The sequence below is a fragment of the Streptomyces rectiviolaceus genome (genome assembly GCF_039533825.1).
In the GTDB taxonomy this organism is placed as follows: Bacteria; Actinomycetota; Actinomycetes; order Streptomycetales; family Streptomycetaceae; genus Streptomyces; species Streptomyces rectiviolaceus.
This window is the reverse complement of the sequence record NZ_BAAAUG010000043.1, coordinates 12,710-32,810: the sequence shown is the minus strand read 5'-3', so window position 1 is coordinate 32,810 and position 20,101 is coordinate 12,710. Positions and strand designations below refer to the sequence as shown.

The following is a 20,101-nucleotide window of genomic DNA, read 5'->3' as shown; positions in this document are numbered from 1 at the left end:
ACTTGCTCCGCAACCAGCAAGGAGACCGCGATGACCACCATCCACGACCACCGCAAACTGGGCCGCGAACTGGGCCTGTTCGACACCGATCCGCTGATCGGCGCCGGCCTGCCGTACTGGCTGCCCGACGGCGCGGCCGTGAGGCACACCCTGGAGGAGTACATCCGCGCCGCCGAGCGGCGGGCGGGCTACCAGCACGTGTACTCACCGGTCATCGGCAAGCGGGAGCTGTACGAAATCTCGGGGCACTGGGCGCACTACAGCGACGACATGTTCCCCCCGATGGACCTGGGCGGTGAGCAGGTCGTCCTGCGGCCGAGCCTGTGCCCTCATCACGCGGTGATCTATCGTTCCCGCTCCCACAGCTACCGTGAGCTGCCGCTGCGCATGGCCGAGCTGGGAGGCATGTACCGCTCCGAACTCTCCGGCGTGCTCGGCGGGCTGACCCGGGTGCGGGCCATCCAGCTCAACGACGCGCACATCTTCTGCACCCTGGACCAGGTCGCCGAGGAGGCGCAGGCGGCGCTGGACATGATCCGCCGGGCGTACGAGGCGCTCGGCATCACCCCGACCCGCTACCGGCTCTCCCTCCCGGGCCCCGGCGGCAAGTACGTTGCCGCACCAGAGAAGTGGCAGCGGTCCACCGCCCTGCTGACCGATGTCCTCGACCGCTCCGGCCTGCCCTACGAGGCAGCCGAGGGAGAGGCCGCGTTCTACGGGCCCAAGATCGACGTTCAGGTCACCGACGGCGCCGGCCGGGAGTCCACCCTGTCCACCGTCCAGGTCGACTTCCACCAGCCCGAGCAGTTCGACCTGCACTACATCGGCGCGGACGGCGCCAAACACCGCCCGGTCATGGTCCACCGCAGCATCATCGGCAGCGTGGAGCGAGCCGTTGCCCATCTCATCGAACAGCACGGCGGCGCGTTCCCCGCCTGGCTCGCCCCCACTCAGCTGGTCATCCTCCCGATCTCCGACACCGAACTGCCGAACGCCGCAGCCCTCGCACAACGCTGCACCAGTCTCGGACTGCGTGCCCAGATCGCGGGGCCGGACCGCGGCAGTCTGGGCGCCCGTATCCGAGAGGCCCGACTGGTTCCCTACCAAGCCGTCATCGGCGCCAAAGAGGCCGTTGAAGATCACGTCGCACTGCGCTTGCGTGACGGACGCCGACTCGACCCGCAGCCGGTCAGTGACGCACTCGCCCACATCAGCGCTCTCATCGGAGCCCACAGCACCGCCCTGTGGGCCGACACCACCGCATAGCAGCGTCATGATCAGCGTCTGTTCGCGGCCACGGTAACGGTGCCGTGGAAGAGACATAGGCCCTCTTGTCGAAGCCGGTGGGCCGCCGCCTCGGGCACCTCGGCGCCCACGGTTGGCCCGCCGGTCCCTCGGTTCGGGGATGGTGTGCTTGATGTGGCGCCTTCATGATCCGCCCGACAGCGCCTAGCGTTCCCCGCAGCCGCAGCTGGCCCGACGGGCCACCGTCACCGGCAGCATCAACGACACAGGTTCACCGTCCCGCTCCTCGCCGAGGCGGCGTACGAGCAACTCGACTGCCTCCTCGCCCAGTTGACGCATCGGCTGCCGCACGGTGGTCAGCGCGGGCCGCACCAGGCGGCTCAGCGGAATCCCGTCGAAACCGGTGACCGCCACATCGTCCGGCACCCGCACCCCGCGCCGGTCAAGGGCGTGCAGAGCGCCCACGGCCATCTGGTCGTTGGCAAAGATCATCGCCTCCGGAACCGTGCCGCCGCCCGGGCCGCCGTCCCCGCTCTCCTCGCCTGCCCGGTCGAGCAGCGCGTCGGTGGCGCGCTCGCCCTCGGCCTGGGTCATCATCTCCGTGCGCAGATCGGGCTCCTCGCGTACGGGGAGACCGGCGGCCCGGCACGCTTCCTGAAAGCCGCGGAACCGCGCCTCGGCGTCCGGCGATGCCTTCGAGCCGCCGACGAAGACGAGCCGCCGCAGGCCGTGGTCCTCGATGAGGTGACGCGTCAGCTCGCGCTGGCCGTCGGCGTTGGCGACCTCGATGTGATCGAGGTGGTCGAGCTCGTCGTTCTCACGGGGTCCGGCGAGCATCACGACGGGCAGCCGTCGTGAGATGACATCGAGATCCTCGGTCGGCACCGTCCTCGCGAGGACGGCGAACCCGTCGACCCGCCCGGCGACCTTGGCCACCAGGCTCTCCGGGCCGCCCTTGAGGGAGGCGGCGATCAGCAGCGCATACCCGTGCCGCCGCGCGGCCCGTTCCATGCCGCGGATGATCTGGTCGGAGTAGAGCATGAAGGCGTGGTCGTCATCGGCGTCGGCCGCGGCGGCCTCGGTCTCCGTGTCCGGGTCCGAGTAGTCGGGGAAGCAGAGCCCGAGGACGCCGGTCGATCGGCTGGCGAGCCCCCGAGCGTTGCCGCTCGGGACGTAGCCGAGCTCGCGGGCCGCGGCGAGGACCCGCTCCCGGGTCGTCTCCCGGACGGAGTCCGGGTTGCGGTAGACCCGCGACACCGTCGCGATGGAGACGCCTGACCGCTCGGCGACGTCGTACACCGTGGGGGTTGTGCTCACCCGACCGCCTGCTCGTCTCTCGTTCTGGAACCGGCCTGAACCGGATTGAAAGCGCATTCACAGTAGGCGCGTACGACGACCCTGGGCAAGGCCGGGTCTCCTTCGGGCGTCGGCCGAGAGGGGGAGGCCTGCAGGTGGACGGGGTCTGGGCGGGAGTACGGGAGCGCGTGCTCGCCCTCCGAGAGGCGCCGCAGAGGGCCAGGCGGCTCCAGGCCGATGCGGCCCGCCTCACCCCGCCAATCACCCCGCGAATCACCCCGCCAATCACCCCCGAATCACCCCGCGAACTCCACCTCCGGATACCTACCCGAAGGGCCGTCCAGCAGGTGGTCGTCCTTGTCCCGCAGCCAGCGGTCGAAGAACGACGTCGCATAGGCTCGCTCCGCCGCAACCGCGCGGTCCGGGGCGATCGTGCCTATGTGCTTCTCGATGACCTTGCGGTCCACCCCGGTCTGCGGGAGCAGCGCGGCGAGGTCCGTGTACGCCTGGTGCATCGAGCCGCGCAGGGTCAGATTCCGCTTCCAGCCGGTGGTGTGGGACCAGAACTCGCGCCATGACGGTTCCGTGGTGCGGTCGCTGCCCTGCCTGCCCATGAGCAGGAACGGGCGGGTCAGGCCGTGTTGGGCCACCGGCGTGAGGTTCGTGCCGTTCGGCTCGGGGTTGTTCTCCAGGGTGCCGTCCATGTTCATTCCTGCCTTGACCCGCCTGTCCTCGTACATTGTCTCGGCCGCCGCGATCCCGCCCGCCGATTGGCCGAACATGCCCACCCGCTCCTGGTCCACCACCCTGGACAGACCGTGCGGCAGGGAGCCGAGGCGGTCCAGGACGAACTTCGAGTCGGCCACCCGGATGTCCAGGACCTTCTTGAGCAGCGCCGGCACCGCTTCGTTCTGCTGCGCCTCCGCGAAGGCCTTGAGAAGCGGGGCGTCGTCCTTGACCGAGCCGTCGGGGAACTGCACGGCCGGTGCCTCATAGGTGTGGTCGATCGTCACCACCACATAGCCGTGGCTCGCCAGCTCCTCGACCGCAGAAGTACCCCACGTACGCGGGTCGTTGGCGCCCGCCGCGTACAGAAGCACCGGTCGTCGGCCCCCGCTCGTGTCGGCCGGAGCTCCCTCCCGCGCGTGCGTCCGCATGGCCGCGAAGTCGATCGCGTCCTTGGGTATGCCGTGGGGCGCTTTCGCGTTCCAGCGCTCTGCCGCGCCCGGCGCCATATAGGGAGCGAGGCGGTGCCCCGCGCCGCCCGGCCTTTCCGCCGCCGGATACCAGACGCTGATCATCAGTTCTCGGTACGGCACGGACTTCACCCACGGGTCGTGCCGTGAGGTGTCGACGAGGCGCGTCGACACCGTGCCGATCCGGTGCGGTCCTGTGGGTGCGGGGAGCTTCGCCTCGATGCCCATGGGACGCGCCTGCGCGGGGGACGGGGCGGCGAGCATCGTCGCCGCCAGCCCGGCCGCTGCGAGGCCGAGCACCGAGCGTCGAGTCACGACCGGGCGAGAGGCCGAACGAGTCACGGCCGAGGAAGAGTTCATGCCTCAATGCTGATCTCGCCCCGCCCTCGTGACCATGGGGGAAATCTTGAGTCTTCGGCCTGGGGGATTACCCCCAGACTCCCTCCCTCGCCCGCGTCGCAGCGCGCCGGCAGCACTGCCATCCGCGTCGCAGCACTGCCCCGCCGCGTCGCAGCGTTGTCGGCAGACCGCCGGCAGCGCTACTGCTCCCCCCGCCGCCGGATCTTGTTCCCGAGCCAGACCAGCGGGTCGTACTTCCGGTCAACTGCCCGTTCCTTCAAGGGAATCAGCGCGTTGTCCGTGATCTTGATGCCCTCGGGGCACACCTCCGTACAGCACTTCGTGATGTTGCAGTAGCCGAGCCCGTGCTCGTCCTGGGCGTTCTTCTTCCGGTCGAGGCCGTGCTCCGCCGCAGCGTCCAGCGGGTGCATGTCCAGTTCCGCGACCCGCATCAGGAAGCGCGGTCCCGCGAACGCCGTCTTGTTCTCCTCGTGGTCGCGCACCACATGGCACGTGTCCTGGCACAGGAAGCACTCGATGCACTTGCGGAACTCCTGGGAGCGGTCCACGTCCGCCTGCTGCATGCGGTACTCGCCGGGGCCGAGGCCCTCCGGCGGCACGAAGGCCGGCACCTCCCGTGCCTTCTTGTAGTTGAAGCCGACGTCCGTCACCAGGTCCCGCACCACGGGGAAGGCCCGCAGCGGTGTCACCGTGATGACGTCATCGCGGCTGAACACCGACATCCGCGTCATGCACATCAGCCGTGGCCGGCCGTTGATCTCCGCCGAGCACGAACCGCACTTGCCCGCCTTGCAGTTCCAGCGCACCGCCAGGTCCGGGGTCTGGGTCGCCTGCAGGCGGTGGATGATGTCGAGGACGACCTCGCCTTCGTTGACCTCGACCTTGAAGTCCTCCAGATCGCCGCCTCCCGCGTCCCCGCGCCAGACCCGGAACCGCGCGTCGTACGATGTGCTCGAAGGACTGCTCGACGGGCTCGACGGGCTCGAAGGGCTCGGCTTAGCGGTACTCACTCGTAAAGCTCCTCTTCGGCGAGGTACTTGACCAGCTCTTCCTTCTCGAAGAGAGCAAGCAGGTCGGGACGGATGGGCTCGGTGGTGACCCGCACCAGGTCGATCTGGCCGCGCACGGGATCCGTCGCCGCAAGCCCGCCTGAAGGATCCGTGAGCTGGCAGAGCAGATTCGCGCGCCGCCAATCGCGGTTCATGCCCGGGTGGTCCTCGCGGGTGTGCCCGCCCCGGCTCTCCGTGCGCTCCAGGGCGGCCCGTGCCACGCACTCGCTGACCAGGAGCATGTTGCGCAGGTCGAGCGCGAGGTGCCAGCCGGGGTTGAACTGGCGGTGGCCCTCGACGCCGGCCCGCCGTGCCCGCACCCGCAGTTCCGCCAGCTTCTCCAGGGCCTGTTCCATCTCTGACTCGCGGCGGATGATGCCGACCAGGTCGTTCATCGTCTGCTGGAGTTCCTGGTGGAGCGTGTACGGATTCTCCGGCGCCGCCCCGGCCTCCGGGCCCTCCGCGCTGAACGGCCGCAGCGCCTCGGCCGCCGCCGTGTCCACCTGCACATCGTCCACCAGAGGCCTCGCCTCGGCTCCGGAAAGCCCACCCCCGGAAAGTCCGTCCCCGGAGAACCCGGCCGCGTACCGCGCGGCGTGCAGTCCCGCGCGCCGCCCGAAGACGAGCAGGTCGGAGAGGGAGTTGCCGCCGAGCCGGTTGGAGCCGTGCATGCCGCCCGCGACCTCGCCGGCCGCGTACAGGCCGGGCACGCGCTCTGCCGCCGCCGTGTCCGACTCGACCGCGATGCCGCCCATCACGTAGTGGCAGGTCGGTCCGACCTCCATCGCCTCGGCCGTGATGTCGACGTCCGCGAGTTCCTTGAACTGGTGGTACATGGACGGGAGTCGGCGCCGGATGACCTCGGCGGGCATGCGCGTCGACACGTCGAGGAAGACCCCGCCGTGCGGCGAGCCGCGGCCCGCCTTCACCTCGGAGTTGATGGCGCGCGCCACTTCGTCGCGCGGCAACAGCTCAGGGGGGCGGCGGTTGTTGTCCGGATCCTCGTACCAGCGGTCGCCTTCCTCCTCCGACTGCGCGTACTTCTCCTTGAAGACGTCCGGTACGTAGTCGAACATGAACCGCTTGCCTTCGGAGTTGCGCAGTACCCCGCCGTCGCCGCGCACCGACTCGGTGACCAGGATGCCCTTCACTGAGGGAGGCCAGACCATCCCCGTCGGGTGGAACTGCACGAATTCCATGTTGAGGAGCGGCGCACCGGCGAGCAGGGCGAGCGCGTGGCCGTCGCCCGTGTACTCCCACGAGTTCGACGTCACCTTGAAGGACTTGCCGATGCCACCGGTCGCAAGGACCACACTCGGGGCCTCCAGCACGAAGAAGCGGCCGGACTCGCGGTCGTAGCAGAACGTGCCGCTGACCCGCTCGTCCTCCTTCAGGACGCGGGTGACCGTGCACTCCTGGAAGACCTTCAACCGCGCTTCGTGGTCGCCGAATTCGCGTTCGTCCTCCTGCTGGAGGGAGACGATCTTCTGCTGGAGCGTGCGGATCAGTTCGAGGCCGGTGCGGTCGCCCACGTGCGCGAGGCGGGGGTACTCGTGCCCCCCGAAGTTGCGCTGGGAGATCCGCCCGTCCGCCGTACGGTCGAACAGGGCGCCCCAGGTCTCCAACTCCCAGACGCGATCGGGCGCTTCGCGCGCGTGCAGCTCGGCCATCCGCCACTGGTTGAGGAACTTGCCGCCGCGCAGGGTGTCGCGGAAGTGGACCTGCCAGTTGTCGCCGGAGTTCACATTGCCCATGGAGGCCGCGATGCCGCCCTCGGCCATCACCGTATGGGCCTTGCCGAACAGGGACTTGCAGATCACGGCGGTACGGGCGCCCCGCTCACGTGCCTCGATCGCGGCCCGAAGGCCCGCGCCTCCGGCTCCCACCACGACAACGTCCCACTGCTGCCGCTCCACTTGAGACATCAGAACAACCTCGGATCGTCGAAGGCGCCGGACGCGATCAGATACACGTAGAAGTCGGCGAGCGCCACACTCACCAGGGAGACCCAGGCGAGCAGCATGTGCCGTGCGTTCAGTTTTCCGACCCACTGCCACATGCGGTACCGCACGGGGTGCTTGGAGAAGTGCTTGAGCTTGCCGCCGACGATGTGCCGGCAGGAGTGACAGGAGAGCGTGTACAGCCAGATCAGCGTGATGTTGACCAGGAAGATGAGCGTGCCGAGGCCCATGTGGCCCCACTCGTAGTGCTCATCGCGGAACGAGAGCACGGTGTCGTACGTGAGGATGCCCGCCACCGGAACCGCCGCGTAGAAGAAGTAGCGGTGGATGTTCTGCAGGATCAGCGGGAAGCGGGTCTCTCCGGAGTACTTCTTGTGCGGCTCGGCGACCGCGCAGGCGGGCGGTGAGGCCCAGAAGCCGCGGTAGTAGGCCTTGCGGTAGTAGTAGCAGGTCAGCCGGAAGCCGAGCGGGAAGATCAGGATGAGCAGGGCGGGGGACAGGCCCCACCAGCTGCCGAAGATCTCCCAGTTGGGCCCTGACCGCATCGGCTCGCAGTTCTCGGCGAGGCAGGGCGAGTAGAACGGTGAGACGTAGGGCGCCGCGTAGTAGTCCGCGTTCGCGAAGGCCCGCCACGTCGAGTAGACGATGAAGGCGAAGAGCCCGGCGGCGGTCGCGGCGGGCGCCAGCCACCAGCGGTCGGTCCGCAGATGGGCAGCGCTGATCGCGGCGCGCGTCGCCCCTCGTACGCCGCCGGGATCCTGACCGCTTTTCAGATGAGGTTCCGTGCCAGTGGCCAACGAGGCTCCACTCCTTTGTCCTCAGATCGGCAGTTCTCACGTTCGACGTCCGGCGGATCGGCCGTCCTCGGATCGACTGTCCTCAGGCCGGCGTCCGGGATCAGGGCGGGTGCGGCGCCTCAAGGGGCATGTCGGTCCCGCGCGCCGAGGCCCTCGTCGTCCGAGTCCGTCCACAGCGAGCTGTCGTACGGCGTATCCGGGATGGTGACCAGGTCAGGCCGCTTCGACGGGGCTCCGGCGGGATCCGGGGCCGAGGCGCGCAGGAGCGCGACGCTCTCGCGCAGATGGTCGGCGTCCGTGCGGACGCGGCGGACGTCGATCCCGGCAAGACCACCCCGGGAACCCGCGCCGACCTGCTGCTCCAGCTTGCCGACGGCGCGGACCAGATCGTCGACGCAGCGCTGAACAGCCGTCAGATCATCCTGCAGAGCCATGACTTGCCCTCACTTCAGTGGTGCGGCGGCAACGTTCATGCGCCTGCGAGTGTCGCGCGTCACATCCCGGCTTGTGAAGGGATGTGCCGGGATTCCCGGCTCGTACGCGCCGAAACGCGCCGGGGTGCGCGCCGCCGCCCCGGCCGTGCCTCGGGGCGCGCACCGGCGCCGTCGTCGCGCTCGGTCACGCTCGGTCACGCCGGGTTGGGCCGCACGAGTGGGATCCGGCGCGCCCACGCCGTGTCGCTCCCCTGTGCCGGGTCCCGTCCCCTTCAGTGGATCGATAGATGTGATCAGCTCCATATACCGCCATACGTGATCAAACCCGGCCCGGTCCTGGTAGCGGGCGGCCGGGCGAGCCCCGGAGGTACCCGTCATGTCCCCAGACCGCGCCAGACTGAGATCTGCCGTGTTCCTCGCCACGGGCGTGCTAGCTCTGCCCGCCCTCGCCGCCTGCAGCTCCCAGGACGAGGCGGGCGCCCCGACCGCCGGTCAGGACGTCGCGCCCGCGGCCCGGGATCGCGTCGCCGACGGCGGGACCATGAACTGGGCCGTCGACGCGATGCCGGAGACCCTCAACACCTTCCAGTCGGACGCCGATTCGGGCACGTCACGGATCGCGGGAGCGGTCCTGCCGTCGATGTTCCGTCTCGACGCGCAGGGCAGGGCGCAGCAGAACACCGACTTCCTCGAGTCGGCGAAGGTCGTCGAGCGCGAGCCCAAGCAGGTCGTGCTCTACAAGCTCAACCAGCAGGCGGTGTGGAGCGACGGCCGGGAGATCGGGGCCGATGACTTCGCGGCGCAGCAGCGCGCCCTGTCCGGGAAGGACAGCGCCTACTGGACGGCACGCAACGCGGGCTACGACCGCATCGAGAAGATCGAGCGCGGCGCGGACAACCTGGAGGTGCGCGTCACCTTCAACAAGCCGTACGCGGACTGGCGTTCGCTCTTCTCGCCGCTGTACCCGAAGGAGGTCATGGGCACTCCTGACACCTTCAACGACGGCGCGCGGCGCAAGCTCAAGGTGAGCGCGGGCCCCTTCGCGGTGCGGGAGTTCGACAGCAAGGCGGACGAGGTCACGCTGGTCCGCAACCCGCGCTGGTGGGGCAGGCCGGCCAAGCTCTCCAAGCTGGTCCTGCGCGAGGTCCCGCGTGAGGAGCGCGCCGCCGCGCTCGCGCAGGGGAAGGTCGACCTCGCCGAGATCGACGCCCCGGAGGCGCGCCGCATCACGAACGCCGCGCGTGACCAGGGTGTCCAGGGCCCGCTCAGCCACGGCCCCGAGGCACAGCTGACCCCGGCCAAGGCGCTGCGCTCCTGGGCGATCGCCAACGGCTCCGACGAGGAGGCGGCCGACACCGAGCAGCAGGCCCGCGAGAAGACCGGCAAGGCGATCAAGAGGTACGCCACCGAACAGTCGGGCCTGCGGGGCTACACCGTCCGCAAGTCCCTCGAACCGGCCTACACGCAGCTCGCCCTCAACGGCACCGAGGGCCCGCTCGCCGACGACCGGGTGCGGCGCGCGGTGGCCCGCGCACTCGACCGCGACGAGCTCGCCAAGGCGGTCCTGACACCGCTCGGCCTGCCCGCCGAGCCGGTCGGCAGCCACCTGGCCCTCGCCGGGCAGCAGGCGTACGCGGACAACAGCGGGGCCCTGGGCGACCAGGACACCACCGAGGCGCGGGCGCTGCTCGCCGACGCCGGGTGGACGCCGGGCGGTCCGGTGAAGGAGCCGAAGGGGAAGACGGCCGGCGGCGAGGCGGGGGCCAAGAAGGCGAAGGCGGAATCCGACGCGGACTCGGCCGAGGGCTCAGAGGGCTCGGAGGGTTCAGAGGACTCGCAGGACTCGGGCGACGACGGCACGTACGTCGTCGGGGAGGACGACCAGAAGCCGGGCGACAGCGGCACCTCGGTGCTCGCGCCCGCTCCGGCGGCTGCGTACCAGCAGGCGGCGCTGACCCGCCAGGCCGCGTCTCTCACGGCTCATCGCGAGGCGGACAAGGAGAAGAAGAAGGACCCCGGCGGGCACGCCAAGCAGCACGCCGAGAAGCGCGCGGAGAAGCACGCCGACAAGCAGGCCGCGAAGGGCGGTGCGCCCGGTGCGTACGCCCCCAAGGGCACCGCGGCACCCGCCGGGGCCACCCCGGCGGCGGGCGGCCCCATGGCGAAGGACGGCAAGCCCCTCACCCTCCGCTTCGTCCTGCCGTCCGGCGAGGGCTCGGAGTCGCTGCGGACCGTGGCCGACCGGATCTCGCGGATGCTGGAGAAGATCGGCGTCCGTACGGAGACGGCGAAGGTCGACGACGAAAGCTACTTCAAGGACCACATCGCGTCGGGTCAGTACGACCTCGCCCTCTACTCCTGGCCCGCTTCGGCCTTCCCGGCCACGGACGCGCGCCCGATCTTCGCCAAGCCGGTGCCCGCCGCGGACGGCTCGCTGAACGTCGAGCAGAACTACACGCGGGTCGGCACGGACCACATCGACCAGCTGTTCGATCAGGCGCTCGGGGAGCTGGACGAGGACGAGAACCGCGCCCTGGTCAGAAAGGCCGACGCCCGGATCTGGGCCGAGGCCGGATCCATCCCCCTCTACCAGCGCCCCCAGCTGATGGCGGCCCGCACGAACCTCGCCAACGCGGGTGCCTTCGGCTTCCAGTCCCCGAACTTCGAGGACATGGGCTTCCTGAAGCCGGGCGCGAAGCCCGCGGGCAAGCCCGCCGCGAAGTAGCTCCGTAGCAGGTCACGCTCAGATTCCGCTCAACTCCCTTGCCCGCCGGCACCTCCGGCGGGCAAGGTCGTTTCCACCCATTGACCTGTACGTATTCCCCCCGGCTCCCCCTCGTGCGGTTCGCGTCCCCCACCGCGGCCCAGAAGTCCCTGCCCGAGGGGCGAAGCACCCCCTATAACCCCTGGTCAGGCCGCCCGCGAGGGCCCCGCGGAGGTGACCTCCGCGTAAGGCACGTAGACTGGGGTGAGGCCGTGGCGTGTTCTGCCCGGCAGGGCACGCGTGCCGGACCGTACGCGCGGCCATCCACTCTTCCCGGGAGAAGCGCAGCTCGTATGCCCACGCGCCATGACATTCGTAATGTAGCCATCGTCGCCCACGTCGACCACGGCAAGACCACGCTGGTCGACGCCATGCTCAAGCAGGCCGGCTCCTTCGCCGCGCACGCCGCCGAGTCGCTCGACGACCGCATGATGGACTCGAACGACCTGGAGCGTGAGAAGGGCATCACGATCCTGGCCAAGAACACGGCCGTCAAGTACCACCCCAAGGATGGCGGCGACGTCATCACCATCAACATCATCGACACCCCCGGCCACGCCGACTTCGGTGGCGAGGTCGAGCGCGGCCTGTCGATGGTCGACGCGGTCGTCCTTCTCGTGGACGCCTCTGAGGGCCCGCTGCCCCAGACCCGCTTCGTGCTCCGCAAGGCCCTCCAGGCCAAGATGCCGGTCATCCTGTGCATCAACAAGACGGACCGTCCCGACTCGCGCATCGCCGAGGTCGTCGACGAAACGTATGACCTCTTCCTGGACCTGGACGCGGACGAGGACCAGATCGAGTTCCCGATCGTCTACGCCTGCGCCCGTGACGGCGTCGCCTCGCTGACCAAGCCGGAGGACGGCACCGTCCCGGCCGACAGCGAGAACCTCGAGCCGTTCTTCTCCACGATCCTGGACACCGTCCCGGCTCCGGAGTACGACGAGGAGGCCCCGCTCCAGGCTCACGTCACGAACCTGGACGCCGACAACTTCCTCGGCCGTATCGCGCTGTGCCGTGTCGAGCAGGGCGAGCTGCGCAAGGGCCAGACCGTCACCTGGATCAAGCGTGACGGCTCGCAGTCCAACGTCCGCATCACCGAGCTGATGATGACGGAGGCGCTCACCCGCAAGCCCGCCGAGAAGGCGGGCCCCGGTGACATCTGTGCCATCGCCGGTATCCCGGAGATCATGATCGGTGAGACCCTCGCCGACCCCGAGAACCCGATCGCGCTCCCGCTGATCACGGTCGACGAGCCCGCGATCTCCATGACCATCGGCACCAACACCTCGCCGCTCGTCGGCAAGGGCGGCAAGGGCCACAAGGTCACCGCCCGCCAGGTGAAGGACCGTCTGGACAAGGAGCTCATCGGTAACGTCTCGCTCCGTGTCCTGGACACCGAGCGTCCCGACGCCTGGGAGGTCCAGGGCCGTGGTGAGCTCGCGCTCGCCATCCTGGTCGAGCAGATGCGCCGCGAGGGCTTCGAACTGACCGTCGGCAAGCCCGAGGTCGTCACCAAGCAGATCGACGGCAAGACGTACGAGCCGATCGAGCGCATGACGATCGACTCGCCCGAGGAGCACCTCGGCGCCATCACGCAGCTGATGGCGACCCGCAAGGGCCGCATGGAGACGATGACCAACCACGGCTCCGGCTGGATCCGCATGGAGTGGATCGTTCCGTCGCGTGGCCTCATCGGCTTCCGCACGGAGTTCCTGACCCAGACCCGCGGCACCGGCATCGCGCACTCGATCTTCGAGGGTCACGAGCCGTGGTTCGGCGACCTGCGCACCCGTCACAACGGCTCGCTCGTCGCGGACCGTTCGGGTTCGGTCACGCCGTTCGCGATGGTCAACCTCCAGGAGCGCGGTGTCATCTTCACCGAGGCCGGCACCGAGGTGTACGAGGGCATGATCGTCGGCGAGAACTCGCGCGCCGACGACATGGACGTGAACATCACCAAGGAGAAGAAGCTCACCAACATGCGTGCGGCTTCCGCGGACACGACCGAGAACGTCGTGCCCGCCCGCAAGCTGTCGCTCGAGCAGTCCCTGGAGTTCTGCCGCGACGACGAGTGCATCGAGGTGACCCCGGAGACCGTGCGTATCCGCAAGGTCGTCCTGGACGCCAAGCAGCGTGGCCGCAGCGCCTCGCGCGCCAAGCACGGCTGAGGCCGGTAGCAGGCGCAGCAGAAACAACTGCCGCTGACGCTCGTCGAATTCGGCAACTGAGGCCGGTTTCCGCCCCTCCCTCCCCGGGAGAGGCGGGACCGGCCTCGCCGCGTATCTGTGGGGGCGCCCCTTGCGCGGGCCTCAGCGGCACTACGCTGGCCCAGACCTCGGGGGCGACGGTTCTCCACCGCCGCGACTCTCCGCGCATCTACGCGCGTCCGCCAAATCGCCTCCGACGGCGCCGCGAGCCGTTTCCAACTCGGTCCGCCGCAACCGGTTTTCCTGGACCGTGTGTCCGGAATACGGACACCGTTGACCGTTAGATGTGTAACACGTCCGTTTCGCAACCATCTATCTCGGATCGGTTTGTCCGGATTTTGGAAGTTGTACGCACCAGGTGTGATTGAACCGAGACCAAAAGAGTGTGGTCGGGCGGTACCTCATGGCTAATAGTTGACCGCGTATAGCTCGGGTCAATGGGTCACGCGCTGTGGGGAGCGCCGACTCACGAGCATCCTGGGGTACTCGATCTACGCGCCGTCAGGGGTGTCGGCGCGGTTTCTCGTACCCCCTCTTGTAGTGAACAAGTGGACTCATGAGGAGGAACCCCATGCGTGGTGCCAAGAGCGCCAAGTGGGTCGCGATAGCGGGTGTCGTGGCGCTGACGGCAACGGCCTGCGGCGGCGGCAGCGACAGCAGCGGCAACAGCGGCAAGGTCGACCCCAAGGGGATCGTCAGTTACGCCAACGGTGAGCCGCAGAACGCCTTGCAGCCCGCCAACACCATGGAGGCGTACGGCAGCGTCGTCATCAACTCCCTCTTCACGGGGCTTGTCAACTACGACAAGCAGGGGAACATCACCTACGAGAACGCCGAGTCGGTCACCCCCGACAAGGACAACAAGGTGTGGACCGTCAAGCTCAAGCCGGGCTGGAAGTTCCACAACGGCGAGGCCGTCACGGCCAAGTCGTACGTGGACGCCTGGAACTTCGCGGCGAACCCCGCCAACGGCCAGCAGAACAGCGGCTGGTACCGCGACATCGTCGGTTACGACAAGGTCCACCCCGAGAAGGGGAAGGGCACCGGCAAGACCATGTCCGGTCTGAAGGTCGTCGACGACAACACCTTCACCATCACGCTGAACTCGGGCATCCCGTACTACGCGTACAAGCTCGTCTACGCGCCCTTCTACCCCATGCCCTCGGCTGCCCTGAAGGACCCGAAGACGTACGGCGAGAAGCCGGTCGGCAACGGTCCCTACAAGCTGAAGAGCTGGGACCACAAGAAGTCGATCAAGGTCACCGCCTGGTCCGGCTACAAGGGTGAGAAGAAGCCGAAGAACGGCGGCATCGACTTCAAGGCGTACACGACGCCGCAGGCCGCGTACAACGACCTGCGCTCGGACAACGTCGACACGATGCCGCTGATCCCGGACAGCGAGCTCGCCAACTTCAAGCAGGACTTCGGCGACCGCGCCATCGAGCAGGACTTCTCGGCGATCAACACGGTCAACCCGGCCTTCTACAGCAAGACGTTCAAGGACGTCGACGTGAAGGTCATCCAGGGTCTGTCCATGGCGATCGACCGCGACACCATCGCGAAGACCACCTTCGCCGGTACGCGTGAGTCCGCATCGGGCTGGGTCGCCAAGGGCGTCAAGGGCTACAAGGCCGGCGCCTGTGGTGAGTTCTGCAAGTTCAACCCGAAGAAGGCCAAGCAGTTCGTCAAGGACGGCGGCGGCGTTCCGGGTAACAAGATCACCATCCAGTACAACGCCGACCAGCCGCACAAGGGCTGGGTCACGGCGGTGTGCAACAGCATCACCAAGTCGACCGGCGTGAAGTGCACCGGCGACCCGACGACCGACTTCCAGGCCGACACCGAGATTCGGGACAAGAAGCAGGTCAAGGCGATGTACCGGTCGGGCTGGGTGCTCGACTACCCGTTCAACGGCAACTTCCTCGCCGACCTCTACGGCACGGGCGTCGACGGCAACAAGGGCGGCTTCTCGGACAAGAAGTTCGACGAGCTGACCAAGAAGGCCGACGCGGCCAAGACGATCGACGAGTCCGCGGAGCTGTACAACGAGGCTGAGAAGCAGCTCGTCAACACCTTCCCGGGCATTCCGCTCTGGTACAACAAGACGCTCTCCGCCTACTCGCAGAACGTCAAGCACGTGCAGTTTGACCAGGCCGGTGACCCGATCCTCACCGACATCGAGGTCTTCAAGAAGTAGGCGTCGGAGGCCCGTTCCCGAAGCGACGCCCGGCGATCCCGGGCGTCGCTTCGGGCGGCTCCGGATTGGACGGAGGCACCAATGGGGCGTTATGTCGCGCGGCGACTGCTCCAGATGATCCCGGTTTTCATCGGGACAACCCTGTTGATCTTCATCATGGTCAACGTGCTCCCCGGCGACCCCGTACGGGCGCTGTGGGGCGACAAGCCACCGGACCCGGCACAGGTGGCGCAGATTCGCCACGACCGTGGTCTGGATCTGCCGCTGTGGCAGCAGTATCTGCACTACATGGGCGGCCTGCTGCAGGGAGACTTCGGCAAGACCATCGCCGGTAACCGGCCGGTCCTGGACGAGATCACCCAGGCCTTCCCGGTCTCGATGCGACTGGCCTCCATGGCCTGGACGTTCGAGCTCATCGTCGGCATCACCCTGGGTGTGCTTGCCGGCATCAGGCGCGGCCGGTTCGTCGACAACACCGTCACGCTCTTCACGCTCCTGGTGATCTCCGTACCGATCTTCGTGGTCGGTCTGCTGTGCCAGCTGTTCTTCGGCAATGAACTGGGCTGGATCACGCCCACGGTTCAGGACTCCGAGAACATGGGCCAGCTGCTGGTGCCGGCGATCGTGCTCGGCATGGTGGGCCTCGCCTATGTGGCGAGACTGACGCGCACCTCGATCGCCGAGAACCGGCAGGCGGACTACATGCGCACCGCGGTGGCCAAGGGCCTGCCCCGGCAGCGCATCATCACCCGGCATCTGCTGCGCAACTCGCTGATCCCCGTGGTGACTTACCTCGGCACGGACGTCGGCACCCTGATGGGTGGCGCGGTCATCACCGAGGGCATCTTCAACGTGACGGGCGTCGGCAATCTCCTCTTCCAGGCTCTCGCCCGCCGTGAGGGCGCGGTCATCGTCGGTGTAGTCACCGTCCTGGTGCTCGTGTACCTCGCAGCCAGCCTGATCGTCGACCTGCTTTACGCGGTCCTGGACCCGAGGATCCGTTATGCCTGACCTCACCAAGACCACGGCCACGGACGAGAAGACCGTGGCGCCCTCCGCTCCCACGGACGCGATCGCGGCCGGTCCCGCACCGGGAAAGCCGCGAAGCCTGTGGAACGACGCGTGGCGCGAGCTGCGCGGCAATCCGCTCTTCGTGATCTCGTCGATCCTGATCGCGATCCTGCTGGTGGTGGCCGTCTTCCCCGGCCTGTTCACCAGCACGAATCCCGAGTCCGGCGACCAGGTGAACCACTTCCTGGGCAAGCCCGAACTCAGCAAGTTCTTCCAGGAGAGCTGGTTCGGCTACGACAGGGTGGGCCGCAGCATCTACGCCCGCGTCGTCTTCGGAGCGCGCAACTCGATCCTCGTCGGCGTCGGCGTGACGATCCTCGTCACCTTCTTCGGCGGCCTGTGCGGCATGCTCGCGGGCTACTTCGGCGGCTTCTGGGACAGCCTCATCTCCCGGCTCACCGACGTGTTCTTCGGCATCCCGTTCCTGCTCGGCGCCATGGTCGTCCTGAACGCCTTCACCGACCGCACCGTGTGGGTCGTCATGGGCGCGCTTGCCTTCCTCGGCTGGACGCAGATCGCCCGCGTGATGCGCGGCGCGGTCATCACCACCAAGCACGCCGACTATGTGGTGGCGGCGCGCGCGCTCGGCGCCGGGACGAAGCGGATCCTGTTCCGCCACATCCTGCCGAACGCGCTGGCTCCGGTGATCGTCGTGGCGACCATCTCGCTCGGTACGTACATCGTGGCCGAGTCGACGCTGTCGTACCTGGGCCTCGGCATCGGTGACGGCGCCATCTCCTGGGGCGGCGACATCTCCGACGCGACGCAGGACATCCGGAACAACCCGCACACGCTGTTCTTCCCGGCAGGAATGCTGAGTATCACGGTGCTGGCGTTCATCATGATGGGTGACGCCGTACGCGAAGCCCTCGACCCGAAGCTGCGCTGAGGGAGGCGTAAATGACCAGCATCGACATCAAGGAAAACTCGGTTCCCGCCCCCCGCTCGGGCGAGGAAAAGGGCGGCAGGCTGCTTGACGTCAAGGACCTGCACGTCGAGTTCCACACCCGCGAGGGTGAGGTCAAGGCGGTCAACGGCGTCAACTACAGCGTGGACGCGGGCGAGACGCTCGCCGTTCTCGGTGAGTCGGGCTCCGGCAAGTCCGTGACCGCCCAGGCGATCATGGGCATCCTCGACATGCCGCCGGGCAAGATCCCGCAGGGCGAGATCCTCTTCCGCGGCCAGGACATGCTGAAGATGTCCAACGAGGAGCGCAGGAAGATCCGTGGTCGCAAGATCGCGATGATCTTCCAGGACGCCCTGTCGTCGCTCAACCCCGTGCTCTCGGTGGGCTATCAGCTCGGCGAGATGTTCCGGGTGCACGACGGGCTCGGCCGCAAGCAGGCCAAGGCCAAGGCCATCGACCTGATGGACCGGGTGAAGATCCCGGCGGCCAGGGAGCGGGTGAACGACTACCCGCACCAGTTCTCGGGCGGTATGCGCCAGCGCATCATGATCGCGATGGCGCTCGCCCTCGAGCCGGACCTGATCATCGCGGACGAGCCGACGACGGCGCTCGACGTGACGGTCCAGGCGCAGGTCATGGACCTGCTGGCCGACCTTCAGCGCGAGTACAACATGGGCCTGATCCTGATCACCCACGACCTGGGTGTGGTCGCGGACGTGGCCGACAAGATCGCGGTCATGTACGCGGGCCGGATCGTCGAGACGGCCCCGGTCCACGAGCTCTACAAGCGCCCCGCGCACCCGTACACGCGCGGTCTGCTCGAGTCGATTCCCCGGCTCGACCAGAAGGGCCAGGAGCTCTACGCGATCAAGGGCCTGCCGCCCAACCTGCTCCACATCCCGTCCGGTTGCGCCTTCAACCCGCGCTGCCCCAAGGCGCAGGACATCTGCCGTACGGACGTCCCGGCCCTGGTGCCGGTGGCGGAGCAGGACGGCGGGGAGCTGCCGGGTCGCGGCAGCGCGTGCCACTTCTGGAAGGAGACGATCCATGGCTGAGCTCAAGAAGAATGACGAGCCTCAGGACGCGACCCCGAGCGTCTCCGACGTGGAAACGGTCGACGCGTCCAGCGCCGAGGAGGCCGTCGCGGCCATCGAGGCACCGGTGGAGCGCGGCGAGCCGATCCTTCAGGTCCGCAACCTGGTCAAGCACTTCCCGCTCACGCAGGGGATCCTGATCAAGAGGCAGATCGGTGCGGTCAAGGCGGTCGACGGCATCTCCTTCGACCTCTACCAGGGCGAGACGCTTGGCATCGTGGGCGAGTCCGGCTGTGGCAAGTCCACGGTCGCCAAGCTCCTGATGACCCTCGAACGCGCCACGGCCGGCGAGGTCTTCTACAAGGGCCAGGACATCACCAAGCTTTCGGGGCGCGCCCTGAAGGCGGTCCGCCGCAACATCCAGATGGTGTTCCAGGACCCGTACACGTCGCTCAACCCCCGTATGACGGTGGGCGACATCATCGGGGAGCCCTTCGAGATCCACCCCGAGGTGGCTCCCAGGGGCTCGCGCCGCCAGAAGGTCCAGGACCTCCTGGACGTGGTGGGCCTGAACCCGGAGTACATCAACCGCTACCCGCACCAGTTCTCGGGCGGCCAGCGCCAGCGCATCGGCATCGCGCGCGGTCTGGCCCTGAACCCCGAGATCATCATCTGCGACGAGCCGGTCTCGGCGCTCGATGTGTCGGTGCAGGCGCAGGTCATCAACCTGATGGAGAAGCTGCAGGACGAGTTCAACCTCTCCTACCTCTTCATCGCGCACGACCTGTCGATCGTCCGGCACATCTCGGACCGTGTGGGCGTGATGTACCTCGGCAAGATGGCGGAGATCGGCTCGGACGAGCAGATCTACGAGCACCCGACGCACCCGTACACGCAGGCACTGCTCTCCGCGGTGCCGGTGCCTGACCCGGAGGCGCGCGAGGGCCGCGAGCGGATCATCCTCACCGGTGACGTCCCGTCCCCGGCGAACCCGCCTTCGGGCTGCCGCTTCCGCACCCGCTGCTGGAAGGCGGAGGCGAAGTGCGCGGAGGAGACCCCGCTGCTCGCGATCCCGCAGCGGTTCGCGGGCCAGGACACTCCGGCGGCGCATGAGTCGGCGTGTCACTTCGCGGAGGAGAAGGACGTCGTGCACGCGGCGTAATCTCGTCCTCGGCTTTTGGCCGTACGTGATGGGGGTGCCCGGAACCACTCGGTTCCGGGCGCCCCCATTTTCGTGTGTAACATCCGGGCGCCGCCGAGCGTGTCCAGGTCAGAAGCGGAACGCAGGAGCGGACGGACGGGGACGATGACGACACGGTCGGAAGGTGCGGATCGCGCGGCGGAGTTCGACGCGTTCTACGCCGCCACCGCCAAAAGACTGGTCGCCACGGTCTATGCGACGACCGGCGATCTGGCGGAGGCGGAGGACGCGGTGCAGGAGGCGTATGTGCGGGCTTGGCAGCGGTGGGAGCGGCTGACCCGGGAGGGGGATCCGCTGCCGTGGGTCAGGACGGTGGCCTCGCGGCTCGCGATCAGTGCGTGGCGGCGGACCAGGAGCCGGCTGCGGGCGCAGTTCCGGCATG

The 20,101-nt window shown here is 68.2% G+C and carries 15 protein-coding genes and 1 pseudogene; 9 read left to right on the top strand and 7 right to left on the bottom strand.

Annotated elements, in window-relative coordinates; translation table 11 throughout:
• Nucleotides 1-39 precede the first annotated feature (39 nt).
• Nucleotides 40-1,266 carry a threonine--tRNA ligase gene (thrS, locus tag ABD378_RS15365; protein ID WP_344521485.1) on the top strand — a complete coding sequence of 409 codons (1,227 nt, stop codon included), beginning with the start codon at nt 40-42 and terminating at the stop codon, nt 1,264-1,266.
• A gap of 11 nt (nt 1,267-1,277) precedes the next feature.
• Here thrS and ABD378_RS15360 read toward each other — a convergent pair.
• The 7 genes and pseudogenes from ABD378_RS15360 to ABD378_RS15330 all read right to left on the bottom strand — a co-directional run.
• Nucleotides 1,278-1,428, bottom strand: a pseudogene (locus tag ABD378_RS15360) (IS5/IS1182 family transposase); the annotation flags it as partial.
• 21 nt (nt 1,429-1,449) lie between these two features.
• On the bottom strand, nt 1,450-2,619 hold the full coding sequence (locus tag ABD378_RS15355) for a LacI family DNA-binding transcriptional regulator (RefSeq protein ID WP_386544009.1): 1,170 nt from the start codon (nt 2,617-2,619) through the stop codon (nt 1,450-1,452).
• Nucleotides 2,620-2,837: 218 nt separating this feature from the next.
• Nucleotides 2,838-4,052, bottom strand: coding sequence for an alpha/beta hydrolase (locus ABD378_RS15350; RefSeq protein WP_344521444.1), 1,215 nt, complete (start codon nt 4,050-4,052; stop codon nt 2,838-2,840).
• Between the two features lie 224 nt (nt 4,053-4,276).
• Nucleotides 4,277-5,107, bottom strand: a complete 831-nt coding sequence (locus ABD378_RS15345; RefSeq protein WP_344521443.1) for a succinate dehydrogenase/fumarate reductase iron-sulfur subunit — start codon at nt 5,105-5,107, stop codon at nt 4,277-4,279.
• Nucleotides 5,104-7,071 (bottom strand): fumarate reductase/succinate dehydrogenase flavoprotein subunit, encoded by a 1,968-nt coding sequence (locus ABD378_RS15340; protein WP_344521442.1) that lies wholly within the window; start codon nt 7,069-7,071, stop codon nt 5,104-5,106. Before ABD378_RS15340 ends, ABD378_RS15345 begins: the two co-directional genes overlap by 4 nt.
• Nucleotides 7,071-7,904, bottom strand: coding sequence for a hypothetical protein (locus ABD378_RS15335; protein ID WP_344521441.1), 834 nt, complete (start codon nt 7,902-7,904; stop codon nt 7,071-7,073). The genes ABD378_RS15340 and ABD378_RS15335 overlap by 1 nt, the downstream gene beginning before the upstream one ends.
• Nucleotides 7,905-8,023: 119 nt before the next feature.
• Complete coding sequence (locus ABD378_RS15330) at nt 8,024-8,338, bottom strand: hypothetical protein (protein ID WP_344521440.1); 315 nt, start codon at nt 8,336-8,338, stop codon at nt 8,024-8,026.
• A gap of 376 nt (nt 8,339-8,714) precedes the next feature.
• Between ABD378_RS15330 and ABD378_RS15325 the strand changes: the two genes are divergently transcribed.
• From ABD378_RS15325 to ABD378_RS15290, 8 genes are all read left to right on the top strand, one after another.
• Nucleotides 8,715-11,063: an ABC transporter family substrate-binding protein gene (locus ABD378_RS15325; RefSeq protein WP_344521439.1), complete on the top strand. Its 2,349-nt coding sequence runs from the start codon at nt 8,715-8,717 to the stop codon at nt 11,061-11,063.
• A gap of 332 nt (nt 11,064-11,395) precedes the next feature.
• A complete protein-coding gene (gene typA, locus ABD378_RS15320) occupies nt 11,396-13,270 on the top strand; it encodes a translational GTPase TypA (RefSeq protein ID WP_344521438.1) in 1,875 nt (624 codons plus the stop codon).
• Nucleotides 13,271-13,880: 610 nt separating this feature from the next.
• The gene (locus ABD378_RS15315; protein ID WP_344521437.1) at nt 13,881-15,506 is read left to right on the top strand and encodes a peptide ABC transporter substrate-binding protein; all 1,626 of its coding nucleotides are present in this window, start codon (nt 13,881-13,883) and stop codon (nt 15,504-15,506) included.
• Nucleotides 15,507-15,587: 81 nt separating this feature from the next.
• Nucleotides 15,588-16,517: an ABC transporter permease gene (locus tag ABD378_RS15310; protein WP_160507037.1), complete on the top strand. Its 930-nt coding sequence runs from the start codon at nt 15,588-15,590 to the stop codon at nt 16,515-16,517.
• Nucleotides 16,510-17,466: an ABC transporter permease gene (locus ABD378_RS15305; protein WP_344521436.1), complete on the top strand. Its 957-nt coding sequence runs from the start codon at nt 16,510-16,512 to the stop codon at nt 17,464-17,466. Before ABD378_RS15310 ends, ABD378_RS15305 begins: the two co-directional genes overlap by 8 nt.
• A gap of 11 nt (nt 17,467-17,477) precedes the next feature.
• Complete coding sequence (locus ABD378_RS15300; RefSeq protein ID WP_344521435.1) at nt 17,478-18,539, top strand: ABC transporter ATP-binding protein; 1,062 nt, start codon at nt 17,478-17,480, stop codon at nt 18,537-18,539.
• Nucleotides 18,532-19,680: an ABC transporter ATP-binding protein gene (locus tag ABD378_RS15295; protein ID WP_344521434.1), complete on the top strand. Its 1,149-nt coding sequence runs from the start codon at nt 18,532-18,534 to the stop codon at nt 19,678-19,680. The genes ABD378_RS15300 and ABD378_RS15295 overlap by 8 nt, the downstream gene beginning before the upstream one ends.
• A gap of 144 nt (nt 19,681-19,824) precedes the next feature.
• A partial coding sequence (locus ABD378_RS15290) for a sigma factor (protein ID WP_344521433.1) occupies nt 19,825-20,101 on the top strand: 277 nt, incomplete at its 3' end.